Source organism: Vreelandella gomseomensis (assembly GCF_031451645.1).
GTDB classification, from domain to species: domain Bacteria; phylum Pseudomonadota; class Gammaproteobacteria; order Pseudomonadales; family Halomonadaceae; genus Vreelandella; species Vreelandella gomseomensis.
The window spans coordinates 163538-178110 of sequence record NZ_JARWAI010000009.1 but is presented as its reverse complement, the minus strand read 5'-3'; the positions used below and the strand labels follow the sequence as shown (position 1 = coordinate 178110).

Here is a 14573-nt window from a genome sequence, read left to right as displayed (position 1 = left end):
TTATTTAACCGCGACTAATATTCATCAAGTTTCCTGGTCCACACTTAGGGCCCACAGTTAACCAATAGCCAACCATCAGGCAATCGTCACGTCCTTGGAGAGATAGACATCCTGAATCGCATGCAGCAGTTCAACGCCTTCCTGCATCGGTTTTTGGAACGCTTTACGCCCCGAGATCAAGCCCATACCACCGGCCCGCTTGTTGATCACCGCCGTGCGTACCGCTTCGCCGAGATCGGAGTGCCCTTTGGAGCCACCGCCGGAATTGATCAAACCGGCGCGGCCCATAAAGCAGTTGGCGACCTGATAGCGGGCCAGGTCGATGGGATGATCAGTGGTCAGTTCGCTGTAGACTTTCTCATGGGTATGTCCGAAACCGACCGCCTTATAGCCGCCGTTGTTCTCGGGCAGCTTCTGTTTGACGATATCCGCCTTGAGCGTTGCAGCCATGTGGTTGGCCTGGCTGGTGAGATCGGCGGCAACGTGATAATCGGCACCTTCCTGCTTGAAGGCAGGGTTACGCAGATAGGCCCACAACACGGTGACCATTCCCAGTTGGTGGGCACGCTCGAAAGCCTCGCTGATCTCCATTATTTGCCGACGGCTTTCATGGGAGCCAAAGTAAATCGTCGCCCCGACCGCCACACAGCCCATGTCGTGGGCCTGCTCAACATCAGCAAACAGCGTCTGGTCATACATCGCCGGGTAGCTAAGCGTCTCGTTGTGGTTGAGCTTCAACATCATCGGGATCTTGTGGGCGTAGCGCCGTGCCACGGAAGAGAGAACCCCAAGCGTCGACGCGACGCCATTGCAGCCCCCTTCAAGCGCCAGCTCAACGATATTGGCCGGGTCGAAGTAGCGCGGGTTCGGGGCAAAGGAGGCACCCGCCGAGTGCTCGATGCCTTGATCTACCGGCAGTAGGCTTAGGTAGCCGGTGCCCGCCAAGCGGCCATGATTAAACAGGCTCTGCATATTGCGCAGCACCGCCGGTCGACGGTCACTATCCGCCATGACACGGTCAATAAAATCGGGGCCGGGTAAGTGCAAGCTGTCGCGGGGGACGCCCTGGCAGGTGTGATTAAGCAAACTCTCGGCATCACTGCCGAGCAACGCGGTTATATCCGTCATGACGCAATCCTCTCTATCGATAAGGGAAGTATCGAACACTCCTTATGTAGAGCATAGAGCTTAAATTGCGACTAGGGAAAGTACCGCCCCGCGCACTCTAGAGTGCCGGGGCAGCTAAGCATCAGCTTCGTTTTACGCTGCCTGTACCTCGATACGGCGCGTGCGATGATTATCTTTCTTGGGCAGCGTTACCGTCAGCACACCATTGACGATACGTGCCGTGATCGCGTCACCGTCTATTTCGTGACTGAGGTTGAAGCGGCGTGCGAAACGCCGACCACGCACCTCAGCATGGAGCGCGCTCAGCCCTTCGGGCATGTTCAGGTTTATTTCGCCCTCCAAGCTCAGCACGTTATTGTCGAGCTCGACACGCAGTGAGTCGTTGGTAACGCCAGGCATGTCGGCAACCAGCTTGATGGCATTATCTTCCTCGACAATATCCACTGCTGGCAGCAGCGTTTCCTGCGGGTTCTTGTCTTCATCCCGCTGTTGAAGCGAGGTTTGGTTATTAGATGAACGAACAACGTTATTCATGATTTATCCCTCCTTATTCAAGGTTAACAACCATGATTTACGCCGCCTGAACATCGATACGACGCGGCTTGAGCTCCTCGCGCTTGGGCAGCACGATCTCGAACACCCCGTGAGCATGGCGGGCTTCAGCCCGCTCGGCATCCACGCCATCCGGCAGCGCAATGGCGCGCACAAAATCACCGCTGACGCGTTCGCGACGGAATACCGGACGCGAGCGATCGCCATCGTTATTGCCAATGACAGACTCACGCTTGCCGCGAAGGGTCAGCACATTGTCCTGAACATCAATGGTGAGATCCGTAGCGTCCAGCCCCGCCGCAAACACATAAACGTGCACGGCTTCATCGCTACGGGCCACATTGATCATCGGGAAGCTGCCATTGGGCACTGCGCGTATATCCATCGCATTGCCATCGGGCAAAAAGTCGTCCAACAACTGGCGGAACCAGTCCAGTTGGCGAGGTGAGCCAACATCAAAACGCTTGAGATCATCGAACATATCGAACACCTCCTACGTTAAGCCGATTGGGGGGATTGCGATAAGAGGCGGCCTCTTACGCACTCCACAGAAGCAGCCTCTTCGCTCAGAAAGATAAGAGCAGTCAGTCGATTTTCAAGGGGCTGGATGGCAATTTTTTAGCGCATCAAGAGGGGCATGTAGCACCAACTGAAAGCGGACATTTTTCTCATTTTTAAAAAGTAACCATCATGCCTCCGAGCCCCCATAACAAACGCATCGAAAAGGCGATGAGCAGCACTCCCATCAACCGCTCGAACCAGTGACCAATACGCAGAAAACGCTCGCGAACAGGCGGGCTGGTGAACACAAGGCTGACCAATACGAACCAACCGGCATTGACCAGGCACATCCAACTGCCATAAAGCATTTGAATGCGCAATGGCGTCGAATCACTGACCACAGTCGTGAACACGGCCAGGAAAAACAGCGTCGCCTTGGGGTTGGTCGCATTGGTCAGAAACCCCAGCGCGAACGACTGGTGAAAATTCCTTGCCCCTGTCTCGGATCCAGCATCCAGCGCCAGCCCGGCTGTGTGCTTACCTGCCTGCCGGATGAACGTGACGCCGAGATATAACAGGTAGGCTCCGCCCACCAACTCGGCCGCACTCAGTAACCAGGGGGTTGTGTGCATCAACGCGCCGACCCCCAGCAAGGTATAGATCACATGTACCGAGATACCGGCCCCAATGCCGACCGCCGTAGCGATGCCTAGACGCCTCCCATAGAGCACGCTCTGGCGAATCGTGACGGCGAAATCCGGCCCCGGCGCCACGACTGCAAGAAAGTGTATGGCGGCCAGGGCAAGAAATTCCCCCAGATAATCCGGTGTCATATCAACTCCAAAAGGAGAGCGGGGTCGCTGGGCCGCGATAACCCACGAAACAAGACAGGCTGAGGCGCATCCCTTCGGAGCCCGGTGTTACGGCATGCATCTTGCGTGAGTTGAACAGGATCAGGTCTCCGGCCTCTGGGCATACCTCCAAAGTGGCCGCTCCCAGAAGCGTTGGATCAATGCCATAACTGTCACCTCGCATCTCATCGAAAGCCTCTGCAGACAGCTGCTGATCCCATATCTGCAGCGTGCCACCCTCGTCGGGCATGGATAGGTAGACGTTTGCAGCCATTTGCGCCTGTAAGCTACAAGCCTGGAAACTGTTGGGTGCGTCTTTGGCGAAGATATCGTGATGGGCCAGGAAAGTGACGCCTGGCTTAACAGCACGCGACAATCAGACATACATCTTTCGACCATATAGCGTTTGGAGCTGAGCACCTGCCGGCCATATTTCGTCCAATACGCACCTGAGCAAATCGATAGGGGATACATAAGGTGCGCAGCGCTTCCTCAGTTCATTGATGTTGTCGAAAACACTCTCGAAATAATTAGCGATGAGTGGCGGCTGGTTCTCTGCTTCGTAAAAGACCATCCCAATCCGGCCAATACTGGGTGCATTCAAGTATTTTTGAAGCCCGCGCTCCATGATCTGCTCGGAAAGCCTGGCGGCAATGTCCTCGTCAATAAAGTGACGTACACGAACCGCCAGAACTTCTTCACGCGCCAGCCTCTCGACCGCCCCCTGCTTTAAATCATCCAGTTCGATCAACATACTTCCCCCTGTTAATTATCTTTTCAGCCACTTACCGGATGGCAGGCAACGTTTATTGGCTCCTGTAACGTCACCGACATAAGCAGCGGGATCATGGCTAGATCATTGAATGTCGTACTGAACGATTAACCGACCTTTCCTCAGGTTCACCGACAATATCTGGAGGCCTTGCAGATCCGCCGTTTCCGCGACGTGAGTTCCGCCACATCCATAGGGTTTTAGTTCACCGAAGCCAACCTGACGGAATTGCTTTTCATCTACCTTGACCTTGCAAGGGAGGTTGCGAGCAATCAGGTTTTCACAAAGGTTTTGTACCTCTTCCACATCGACAGCCTGAGCATCGTCAGTAGGTTTAAAGGTCACTCGCGCCTCTCCGGGCCAGTGGTGTGCCTTGACGGGTCGCCAAGCGAACGCTTCAAGCGCGTGACCAATTAGATGTCCAGCCGAATGCAGACTGGAATGACGTTGGCGTTGATCGACATTCACCCTGGCGAAAGCTGAACCAGAGCCAACCTCCTGGTGGGTGTAATGGATAATATTCCCGTCCACCACTTCCACAGCGAACACTTCCGCTTCATCGATCCAGCCCACGTCTGCGGGTTGCCCACCTCCCTGCGGGTGAAAGGGAGTTGCATTCAACCGCACGCTATACCCGCCATCAGCCAATTTTTCGCAATATATAACTTCAACTTCAGATTCCGTTATGCCGCCTTCCCAATACAACTTTCGCGTCATAGCTCGGCTCCTCTATCATTAATTATCAATTGTATTGATAAAGAACGGCTGCGATAATCCAACGTAAATTCAAATGTTCTTTGCCTCATGAGCACAAATCAGATGGTCGCCCTGTTGGGCGAAATGGCGGTCTTCGTCAAGGTCGTCGAAACCGGCAGCTTTTCAGAAACGGCACGCCAGCTGGGCGCAACGCCCTCGGCGATCAGCCGCTCGGTTGCCCGCCTGGAGAAGGCATTGGGCACCCGGCTGCTGCAGCGCACGACCCGCAAACTGCGGCTAAGCGAAAGCGGTCATGAGGTGCATAGACGTTGCGTGGACATGGTGAGCGCAGCGCAGGCCGTGATGGCCGTTTCCGGGCAGTTCGACCCGGAGCCGCAGGGTCTGATACGCGTCAGTGTGCCGAAGGCGGTAGGACGTTTCGTCGTCCACCCCCACATTCCCGACTTCCTGGCGCGTTATCCCAAAATCGACGTTCAGTTACAGCTCAAGGACAGCTATGTGGACTTGATTGATGATCAGGTGGATCTGGCAATCCGCATTACTGATCGCCCTTCACCGGGTCTTATGGGGCGAAAGCTCATTGACATCGACCATATGCTTTGTGCGACGCCGGAATACCTTGAGCGTCACGGCACACCAACGCATCCGCACGATTTGAAAGTGCACAATTGCATTTTTCTAGGCGAGGAGCCCGGTGATTCCCGCTGGAAATTCCAGCTCGATGGCAAGAAAGTGAACGTCAATGTGCGTGGCCGATATGCGGTCAATCACACTGGGGCAAGGCTTGACGCGGTGTTACAGCATCTTGGCATTGGCAGTTTGCCGTACTTCACCGCTCGCCATGCGTTGCAGCAGGGACATATCGTACAAGTACTTCCGGAATGGAAATTCAAGACCCATTATTATTGTGGCGAGGCCTGGGTGCTTTATCCACCGACGCGATATCTGCCGCCGAAGCTTAGTGCTTTTATCAGTTTCATGGCCGAGCGATTGGGTCAGGAACCCACTTTGTATAAAAAGTCACCCCAGGAACCGGAACTATCAGCCCCTCCATACGAATCGCCTGAGGCGTCATTTTAGCGTCATGCAGGCACATTGCTGTACTCACCCGGCGGCTAACTGAATAGTGGGGCAGATTGCCGATAACATAGACAGGGCAACTGGTGACGGGGTGCGCCATTTAGTCGAGCACGAAGGCGATGCACATAAGAGTTTACAGCTAGACGTTTATACCGACGCCGACCCAAATTCAAACTTTAATTTCAATCACTTATAAATACTGACAACAATTAAGAAACCAACATTGATATTACGGTTCAGTTGGGAAACAATTCTTGTATACAAAACAGCAAGGCCAAGCTAAACCATTGATGGGGAATCAATGCCTCAACTTGGGTTCATAGACCACTAACTGATAAAGGAGTTTGCCATGACCCGCCCTCTTACCACATCTCTCAATATTCTCGTTATCGGCGCGGGCATTGGCGGGCTGAGCACCGCTCTGGCATTCCAACAGCAAGGCCACCGCGTCACCGTTGTAGAGCGTGTGGCGACCATACGCCCGGTGGGCGCGGCGATTTCGCTATGGCCGAATGGCGTCAAGGTCATGCACCAATTGGGCCTGGGTGAGACCATCGAGGGCTTGAGCGGCGAGATGACCCAGATGCGCTATCTCACCCAGACAGGCCAGACGTTGACCGACTTCAGCCTGGCACCGCTGTTTGGCGATGTCGGCCAGCGCGTCTGTCCGATTGCCCGCGCCGCCCTCCAACAGACACTGCTGGACGCCGTCGGGACCGAGCACATCCAGTTTGGCCGCCGATGCATTGGCTACACGGTCACCCAGCACGGCGTGGCGGCGCATTTTGATGACGGCGAAAGTCTGAATGCCGACTTGCTGGTCGTGGCAGAAGGTACGCATTCAAAGCTGCGCAGCAAGTTGGTAGGCCATCCGGTGGAGCGCCAATACGTCGGCTACGTGAACTGGAACGTCCGCGTGCCTGCTGATGAAGCCTTGGCACCGCTGAGTCACTGGGACCAGTACGTGGGTGACGCCAAGCGGGTTTCCTTTATGCCCATGGGCAGTGGCGGCAACGAAGAAGGCGCTCAGGAGTTCTACTGCTTCTTTGACGTGCCGCTCCCGGCAGGTACCACCAACGACCCCGACCACTACCGCGATGAATTGCGCGAACACTTCGCGGGCTGGGCCGAGCCCGTGCAGGCGCTGATTGAGCGCTTTGACCCGGCGCGCATGGCCCGCGTGGAAATCTACGATATTCCGCCGCTGGATTCGCTCACCGCTCCCCGCGTTGCCCTGCTGGGGGATGCCGCTCACGGCATGGCACCAGACCTAGGCCAGGGCGGCTGCCAGGCGATGGAAGACGCCTGGGTGCTCTCCCAGGCGCTCGCGCGTGCGCTGGAAGAAAATACCGATACGTCAGCGGCCATCGACAGCGCTCTGGCCCAGTACGACCGGGCACGCGTCGACCGGGTGGGCGAAATCGTCCAGCGCGCCCGCAAGCGCGCCGCGATGATCCATGGGCACGACGCCACTCACACCCAAGCCTGGTACGACGAACTCAAGAACGAAGATGGTCAAGCCATTATTGACGGCTTGAAGACCACGGTGACCGGCGGGCCGCTGGGGTAACCCCAACTGACTTGAAGAGGGGATCTGCCCAGCCCGTTCTCCCGTAAGATCACGGAGGTGGCCAGTCAATACGCCTCTATTATGCAATTACTTATTTATTATTCACCATGGCGTTGGGCCAGCGAGCAATAATCGCAACAACCACAACGGCAAACAGCAGCCGTGCCCACAAGACGCCCACCACGTCGGCCCCGAGCGTTAAGATCAACAGCGTATCCTCTATAACGCTATGGCAGAGGCCGAGAAAGCATAGCGCTAGCGTGCTATCGCGCTTGCCAAGCACACCGTTTTGCACGTCACGGATCAGCAGCCCGGCGCCATAGCTTAGCCCCAACGTGAACCCAATCACCGTTACATTAGCGGCCGAACGGCCCATGCCCAATAGCTTGAGCAGCGGTCGCAACACCAGATGAATCCAACGCTCAAGGCCAAGCTTTTGTAAAAGTTTGAGGAGTACTATCAGCGCGAAAATAATCACAAAAATAAGCGCTAAGGTTTCAAGCTGAGCAACGGCCCAACCGCTTAGCGTTGGCTCTGATGAAAAGCTTGGCTGCCACATCAGCTCAACCGGTGCCTGCATTAAACCCAACGTTGAGTAAAAACAGTGTAACAACCAAGCAAACAGCAAAGCCCCGCCGACACGCAGGACTATGGTGGCCCACCAGGGCACCCCCGCGCGCTTGGCAACCGCGCCCTCAACAGGAATCGAGTGCCCTACCAACATTAACGCCCCTAGCACCGTCACTTGCTCGACATTTAGGTGCATATCACCAGCTACTTGAAGAAATACCGCAATGGCGGTGTACAAGTTGGTAAAGAGCGCCGCCGCCCATACAACGCCCAACTGGTCGGGCAGGCCAAGTATGCTCATTAAGGGGGCCAGTACCGTTCCCAACCCATCGATAACCCCCAACCACTCTAACCCTTTGACGATGAGCAATGCCGGAATCAGGATTTTGAGTAGCGTCACGTATACCCGCAGTGCGTCTTTGAGAACGCTACATAAACCATCCAATAGGTGATAAATACTCTTACGCATCTAGCGCTCCATTGCCATCATCTGAATAATCGTTATGGTAATGGAGGCAATGCAGAATCTTCTTTTCAATACCGCACTAACAATCACTATTCGTTCTTTATAAGCACAGAAAGAGCATTTTATTTCATGGACGCCATTGATCGACGAATCCTTGACCAGCTACAGCATGACGCCAGCCTGACCAATCAGGCGTTAGCGGATGAGATAGGGCTCTCTCCCTCTGCCTGTTTAAAGCGGGTTAAGCGGTTGCGCGACGCGGGGATCATCGAACGGGAGGTGGCGCTGCTCAATCCTGACGCCCTTGGGCAGTGCCTGCATATGGTGGTGGAGGTGACGATGGAGCGGGATAACAAGTTGCTCTACCAGCGCTTTTTAACATCCGCGCTAAGCGCCCCTGAAGTGAAGCAATGCTATCAGGTAACCGGCGAGTGTGATTTTGTATTGATTGTGACGGTGGCTGATTTAGATGAGTACGACCGCTTCTGCGACCAAGTACTCTATGGCGACGACAACCTGCGTAAGTTCCGCACGTTACTGTCGCGTAAGCGGCATAAGTTTGAGACGTCGGTACCGATGGAAAGCTTGCTCTCTACATAGCAAGATTCACGCTACTGGAGCAATGGGATACGTCAGCCAGCCGACGGGCGGCTCATGGCCCTGCCAGTGGGCAAGTACCGCTTGGCTGGCCGGGAATAACGGCATGGGAAGCGCACCAGGACGGAACCAGCGCCATTGAGTGAATACTTCCGGCTCAAGCACTAATGCCTCAGCCTCCTGCTCTACGTTGGCAAGTACTGCCCCTGTCACTATAGAGACGGCGCTATTCAAGTTCTGGGTTATCGCCAGCAACTTTGGGTACCGCAGACCGGAAATCCCCGTTTCTTCGGCAATTTCGCGAACAGCCGCCGCTTCAAATGACTCTCCCGCATCAACATGTCCACCCGGCAAACACCAGCTTGGCGACTCGCCGGGCTTATCGCGGTAGCCAAGCAGCACTGCTCCGTCAGGCCGGACAAGAATAGCGCCAGCACCGATGACAGGCTGTCCGATATTGTCCATCATTATCCCCTTTTCAGATTAGTTAGAGCACTTAGTTCACTTAAGCCGTCAGCCCAATCCCGCGCAAAATCACCGAGGTCACCGACTGCACGGCTTCTTCGAACTGTAGGTCGTCGTTTAGCAAGAAATTGGTCTTCAAAGCTTAAACTCATCCGGCGGTGTATTTGGATCAGGCTCGTCTAGCGTTGCGACAACCGAACCAAGCATTGTTGTCAGTTCTCGCGACAAAAAGTCGGCGAATCGCGGGTTATCCAGCGTTCGCGCCAGCGTGTCAGTGGGTAGAAATCGCGTCATTTCTGAGTAGAAGGCAGTGCCTGAAATGATGGCTGGCAACCGTTCAATCATGTAGCGAGCCTTGGCTGAGTAATCCTCAACGCTATAATCCGCCAGTTTGCGATGGAGTAAATCAAGGTTGAGTTTTGCACCCTGCTGCTTCAACCACTGCAGATCCCAGATGTCCCGATGGCGTACATACTTTTCGGTGTTTACCAACGAGACGAGCTTGTCCGCCATGATCTCATCGTTACTCTCAGTGACCACCAATAGATCACTGTACCCATCAGGCAGAAAAGGATAATGAACCTGGATAGCATGCGCCTCGCGGGTATAAGCAGGAATGTTTGCGATCTCCAGCTTGATTCGCTGCTTCGGGATGTCTGGTCGCATGGGTGCGGTTACGACGGCGACCTGCCACTTATCGACTCTTACATCGGCGTATCGAGGATCGTCTCTGAGTTCTTTAGGTGCTTTCACCGAGACCTCAAGGCGATAGCGGCTGCTCATATAATCTACAAGACACTCTTTGATCTGCGTAAAGTTTTCGCGTTTGAAGTCTCGGTCTCCCGCAAAATCCAAGTCTTCACTAAACCTGGGTGACCCCCGACAAAGTCGCAAGCAAGTCCCGCCTTGAAATGTCAATGTGTCGAGCAAGCCTTCTCTATCAAGGGCATAGAGAATATCGAAGTGGAGCAGTTCCTTTTCAATCACCGGGCGCATGGCTTTACGCGCTGGATCCTCCATGGCTTGCGCCACCAGCTTTTCATAATCTCCCGGCTCAATCCGGCTCATTTAGCACCTCGATATCCACTAGGTGGGTATTTCTCCCTACACGTTTCAGATCAGCCCAAGCAGCCTCGGGCGTCGCTATCTTGAGGGGCCGACCAATATCTTTCATGCGCCCCATCAGCTCGGTGACTGGGCGGCGTGTATGGGTGAACTCGATGGTGCCATAAGGCGTGCGATAAGTGCCCTTTCGGCCGGTGGTCATAACGGTCAGTCGATCAACCGGAATCTGTGAGATAGCGCCATATTCAGATAAAGCCGACTCTAAGGAGACGTAACTGTATTCGCCGCGCCGCATGGCCCGGGCGATACGCTCCAGTCGATAAGCATCTGGCGTTCGAGACAGGGTATAGTGATAGATGCCCCGCGCAACACTCTCCAGCACTCCATGGCGACGGAGGCGGTTCACCCCTTCCTGTAGCGTTTTCGAGTTATCTTCATGGAAGAGCTTGGCAAGATCTCGAAGCGTGAAGATTGTGCGCCCCTGGCGATCCCATGCATCCAAGCGTTGGCGGGCGACCATGTGATTCATAAATGCACACCTAGACTATATATACATAGCATAGATGTACACTTAAATGCCTTCAAGCCACTTTTTCGCTCACGCCGTCAGCCCGATCCCCCGAAGTATGACCGAGGTCACCGACTGCACGGCTTTTTCGAACTGTAGGTCGTCAAGCGGTTGGTCGTCGTTGAGCAGGTAGATTTGGTAGTCGAAGTCGGCGTAGTGCTGGGTCGACGCCCAGATCATGTAGAGCAGATAGGAAGGCTCGACGGGATTGATCTGGCCCGTCTCGATCCATTCACGAATCTTGGCCTCCTTGAGCTTGGCCCATTCGTAAAGGTTATCCCGCAGGCGTTCTTTAAGGATAGGGGCGCCCTGCATCACCTCGGCCGCCCATACTTTTGAGCCGTGGGCACGATTGCGGGAGTGATTCATCTTGGCGCGAATATAGGTGGAGAGCACCACGCGGGGGTCATCGTAGAGCTCGAAGCAGAGCGCATCCTGCTTCCAGACCTCTAGAAGCTCCAGTAACACATCCTGGTAAAGCGCTTTTTTAGTCGAAAAGTAGTAGTGCACGTTGGACTTGGGAATATCGGCCATCTGGGCGATTTCGCCCATGGAGGCGCCGGCATAGCCCTTTTCAGCAAACAGCTGCTCCGCCGCCTGAAGAATCTTTTTTACGTTGGTTTGCCGAATTTCGTCCTGGGTTCTTGCCACGCTGTCCTCGTCCCTTTTACGCCTGAAGTACGCACCAAAAAAAGCACCACCGCCGGGCGATGGTGCTGAGAAGATGTCCTAGTTACCCCAGGACGTCAACTCTGATTGGCTGGGAAAGAGAACTCGGCCTGGGTCGCTTCACTGACCGACGGCCAGCGCTGGGATACCGCCTTACGGCGAGTGTAGAAGCGTACAGAGTCGGGCCCGTAGGCGTGAAGGTCGCCGAACAGCGAGCGCTTCCAGCCGCCAAAGCTGTGGTAGGCCACCGGCACCGGCAGCGGTACGTTGACCCCGACCATGCCGACTTCGATGCCATCGGTAAAGCGGCGGGCGGCTTCGCCATCGCGGGTGAACAGGCAGGTGCCGTTGCCGTACTCGTGGTCGTTGATCAGCTGCATGGCGTCATCCAGACTGCCCACCCGAACGACACACAGCACCGGCCCGAAGATCTCCTCCTGGTAAATGCGCATCTCGGCGGTGACGTTGTCGAACAGGCAACCACCGACAAAGTAGCCTTCTTCATGGCCCGGCACTGCCAACTTACGGCCATCGGCGACCAGCGTTGCCCCGGCATTGACACCGTCTTCGATGAAACTCAGCACTTTATCGCGATGCTCTGCCGTCACCAGTGGCCCCATGTCCAGACCTTTCTCGGTGCCAGGGCCGACTTTCAGATGGGCGATTTTGGGCAGCATGGTTTCCACCAGCCGATTGGCGGTCTCATCGCCCACGCATACGGCGACAGAGATCGCCATGCAGCGCTCGCCGCAACTGCCGTAGGCGGCGCCCATCAGCGTATTGGCGGCGTTCTCCAGATCGGCATCCGGCAGCACCACGGCGTGGTTTTTCGCTCCCCCCAAGGCCTGAACACGCTTGCCAGCCGCCGAACCACGGCTATAGATCGCCTCGGCCACCGGGGTGGAGCCGACAAACGAAATGGCTTTGACGGCCTTGGCATCGAGCAGCGTTTCCACCGCTTCGCGACCGCCGTGCACCACGTTCATCACGCCGTTGGGGAGCCCGGCTTCCTGGAGCAGTTCCGCCACCGCCATGGCTGCGGAGGGATCTTTTTCCGACGGCTTGAGGATAAAGGTGTTACCGCAGGCAATCGCCATGGGGTACATCCACAGCGGCACCATGGCAGGGAAGTTGAACGGGGTAATACCCGCCACCACGCCCAAGGGCTGGAAGTTGGACCAGGCATCAATTCCCGGCCCGACGTTATGGGAGTACTCGCCTTTCAACAGTTCCGGCACGCCGCAGGCGTACTCGACGTTTTCAATGCCGCGCTTGAGCTCCCCCATGGCGTCTTCCGGGGTTTTGCCGTGCTCCTCGCTGACCAGCTGCACCAGGCGGTCAGCGTTATCTTCGAGCAACTGCTTGAAGCGGTACATGACCTGGGCGCGCTTGTTGGGCGGCGTATCGCGCCAGGCGGGAAACGCCGCCTGGGCGGCGGCAATCGCTTGCTCGACGTCGGCAGCGCTTGCGTCTACCACTTGGCGGATCACCTTGCCCGTTGAGGGGTTGGTAACGTCCAGCGTACGCTGACTTTCAACCAGCTCGCCGTTAATCAGGTGGGAAACAACACTCATTTTTTAAGCTCCGAAATAGGTTATGCCAGCGAATCCAGAGTGGTCGCCACCGCGTCGAACAGCCGCTCCAACTCGGCCTCGGTGGTGCCAAAGGGAGGGCCAAACTGCAGCGTGTCACCGCCGTAGCGCACGTAGAAGCCTACTTCCCAGAGCGCCATGTGCGCATCGCGGGGGCGAATCGTTGGGTCTCCGTCACGGGGGGCTAGCTGAAGCGCCCCGGCCAGGCCGTAGTTGCGGATATCCACAATGTGCTGACGACCTTTGAGGGCATGAAGCTTCTGCTCAAAGGTGGGCGCAATGGCATTGACCTGAGCGGGGAAGTTGTCGCGCTCCATCATGTCAAGCGCAGCAAGCCCCGCGGCGCAGGCCACCGGGTGGGCGCTGTAGGTATAGCCATGGGGAAACTCGACGGCGTGCTGCGGGCCGCCCGCGTGCATGAAGGTGTCGAAAATCTCGCTGGACGCAATTACCGCGCCCATGGGAATGGCGCCGTTGGTAATCTGCTTGGCGACGTTCATGATATCCGGCGTCACGCCAAAGGCTTCGGCACCGGTGGTCGCGCCGCTGCGTCCGAAGGCGGTGATCACCTCGTCGAAAATCAGCAGGATATCGTGGGCGGTGCAGATCTCGCGCAGCCGATCCAGGTAGCCTTTGGGCGGCACGATCACCCCCGCCGAGCCAGACATCGGCTCGACAATCACCGCGGCAATAGTCGATGCGTCGTGTAAGGCGATCTGATCGAGCAGCGCATCGGCAAGCTCGGCACCGGTGTCAGCTTGGCCCTTGGTATACGCCTGGCCAGCCTGCAGCGTATGCGGCAGGTGCGTCACGTCCATCAACGGGCCGTAATGTTTACGGTTAGGCCCAATACCGCCAAGGCTGGTGCCGCCAATGTTGACGCCGTGATAACCCTTGGCGCGGCCGATCATGCGGGTCTTCTCGGGCTTGCCCTTCAGGCGCCAATAAGCCTTGGCCATTTTGACCGAGGTATCGGCGGCTTCTGACCCCGAGTTGGTGAAAAACACATGGTCGAGCCCGGCAGGCGTGAGACTTGCCACCTTTTCCGCCAGCTTGAACGCCAGCGGGTGGCCAATCTGGAAGCCGGGGGCAAAGTCGAGAGTGCCGAGCTGCGCCGCCACGGCTTTCTGAATCTCTTCCCGGTTGTGGCCCGCACCGCAGGTCCAGAGGCCGGAAAGCGAATCGAACAGCTTACGGCCCTGGTCATCGATGTAATAGCGGCCTTCCGCCCCGGTAATCACCCGGGGGTTGGCGCGAAAGTCGCGATTCGAACTGAACGGCATCCAGTAATGCTGGTTCAGCTCGGTAGTGGAGGAGCGCTCTTGTGTCGCGTCCTCCGAGGCTTGCGGGGGTGTTTTGCTTGTTAGTCCAAACATGTGTCCAGCTCCATCGCTATGCGGCATTACCTCA

At 56.2% G+C, this 14573-nt stretch carries 17 protein-coding genes; 3 read left to right on the top strand and 14 right to left on the bottom strand.

Annotated elements, in window-relative coordinates; genetic code table 11:
- Positions 1-75: 75 nt before the first annotated feature.
- The 7 genes from QC815_RS13155 to QC815_RS13125 all read right to left on the bottom strand — a co-directional run bounded on the left by QC815_RS13155 (position 76) and on the right by QC815_RS13125 (position 4521).
- The gene (locus tag QC815_RS13155; protein WP_310540213.1) at positions 76-1128 is read right to left on the bottom strand and encodes a class I fructose-bisphosphate aldolase; all 1053 of its coding nucleotides are present in this window, start codon (positions 1126-1128) and stop codon (positions 76-78) included.
- Between the two features lie 132 nt (positions 1129-1260).
- Positions 1261-1662, bottom strand: coding sequence for an Hsp20/alpha crystallin family protein (locus QC815_RS13150; protein WP_310540212.1), 402 nt, complete (start codon positions 1660-1662; stop codon positions 1261-1263).
- Positions 1663-1699: 37 nt separating this feature from the next.
- The gene (locus tag QC815_RS13145; protein WP_310540210.1) at positions 1700-2161 is read right to left on the bottom strand and encodes an Hsp20/alpha crystallin family protein; all 462 of its coding nucleotides are present in this window, start codon (positions 2159-2161) and stop codon (positions 1700-1702) included.
- A 193-nt stretch (positions 2162-2354) separates the two neighbouring features.
- Positions 2355-3014: a LysE family translocator gene (locus tag QC815_RS13140; protein ID WP_230445813.1), complete on the bottom strand. Its 660-nt coding sequence runs from the start codon at positions 3012-3014 to the stop codon at positions 2355-2357.
- Between the two features lies 1 nt (position 3015).
- On the bottom strand, positions 3016-3408 hold the full coding sequence (locus QC815_RS13135; protein ID WP_310540207.1) for a 2OG-Fe(II) oxygenase: 393 nt from the start codon (positions 3406-3408) through the stop codon (positions 3016-3018).
- On the bottom strand, positions 3409-3786 hold the full coding sequence (locus QC815_RS13130) for a hypothetical protein (RefSeq protein ID WP_310540205.1): 378 nt from the start codon (positions 3784-3786) through the stop codon (positions 3409-3411).
- A gap of 102 nt (positions 3787-3888) precedes the next feature.
- Complete coding sequence (locus QC815_RS13125; RefSeq protein WP_310540204.1) at positions 3889-4521, bottom strand: alanyl-tRNA editing protein; 633 nt, start codon at positions 4519-4521, stop codon at positions 3889-3891.
- 87 nt (positions 4522-4608) lie between these two features.
- On the opposite strand from QC815_RS13125, the gene QC815_RS13120 reads away from it, so the two are divergent.
- Entirely contained in the window at positions 4609-5601 is a 993-nt protein-coding gene (locus tag QC815_RS13120; RefSeq protein ID WP_230445810.1) for a LysR family transcriptional regulator, read from the top strand.
- A gap of 349 nt (positions 5602-5950) precedes the next feature.
- Positions 5951-7171, top strand: a complete 1221-nt coding sequence (gene hpxO, locus QC815_RS13115; RefSeq protein ID WP_310540201.1) for an FAD-dependent urate hydroxylase HpxO — start codon at positions 5951-5953, stop codon at positions 7169-7171.
- Positions 7172-7262: 91 nt separating this feature from the next.
- On the opposite strand, the gene QC815_RS13110 is transcribed toward hpxO, so the two are convergent.
- A complete protein-coding gene (locus tag QC815_RS13110) occupies positions 7263-8210 on the bottom strand; it encodes a nucleoside recognition domain-containing protein (protein WP_230445808.1) in 948 nt (315 codons plus the stop codon).
- Between the two features lie 126 nt (positions 8211-8336).
- Here QC815_RS13110 and QC815_RS13105 point away from each other — a divergent pair, with 126 nt between their 5' ends.
- Positions 8337-8807 (top strand): Lrp/AsnC family transcriptional regulator, encoded by a 471-nt coding sequence (locus QC815_RS13105; RefSeq protein WP_230445807.1) that lies wholly within the window; start codon positions 8337-8339, stop codon positions 8805-8807.
- 6 nt (positions 8808-8813) lie between these two features.
- On the opposite strand, the gene QC815_RS13100 is transcribed toward QC815_RS13105, so the two are convergent.
- From QC815_RS13100 to aptA, 6 genes are all read right to left on the bottom strand, one after another.
- On the bottom strand, positions 8814-9269 hold the full coding sequence (locus QC815_RS13100; protein ID WP_310540198.1) for a nucleotide triphosphate diphosphatase NUDT15: 456 nt from the start codon (positions 9267-9269) through the stop codon (positions 8814-8816).
- 135 nt (positions 9270-9404) lie between these two features.
- Entirely contained in the window at positions 9405-10337 is a 933-nt protein-coding gene (locus QC815_RS13095; RefSeq protein WP_310540196.1) for a nucleotidyl transferase AbiEii/AbiGii toxin family protein, read from the bottom strand.
- Positions 10324-10863 (bottom strand): type IV toxin-antitoxin system AbiEi family antitoxin, encoded by a 540-nt coding sequence (gene abiEi / locus QC815_RS13090; RefSeq protein WP_253025467.1) that lies wholly within the window; start codon positions 10861-10863, stop codon positions 10324-10326. Before abiEi ends, QC815_RS13095 begins: the two co-directional genes overlap by 14 nt.
- Before the next feature lie 69 nt (positions 10864-10932).
- The gene (locus QC815_RS13085; protein ID WP_310540194.1) at positions 10933-11553 is read right to left on the bottom strand and encodes a TetR/AcrR family transcriptional regulator; all 621 of its coding nucleotides are present in this window, start codon (positions 11551-11553) and stop codon (positions 10933-10935) included.
- A 95-nt stretch (positions 11554-11648) separates the two neighbouring features.
- A complete protein-coding gene (locus QC815_RS13080; RefSeq protein WP_310540192.1) occupies positions 11649-13145 on the bottom strand; it encodes a CoA-acylating methylmalonate-semialdehyde dehydrogenase in 1497 nt (498 codons plus the stop codon).
- A gap of 20 nt (positions 13146-13165) precedes the next feature.
- Positions 13166-14539, bottom strand: a complete 1374-nt coding sequence (gene aptA / locus QC815_RS13075) for an omega-aminotransferase AptA (protein WP_310540190.1) — start codon at positions 14537-14539, stop codon at positions 13166-13168.
- Positions 14540-14573: the final 34 nt, after the last annotated feature.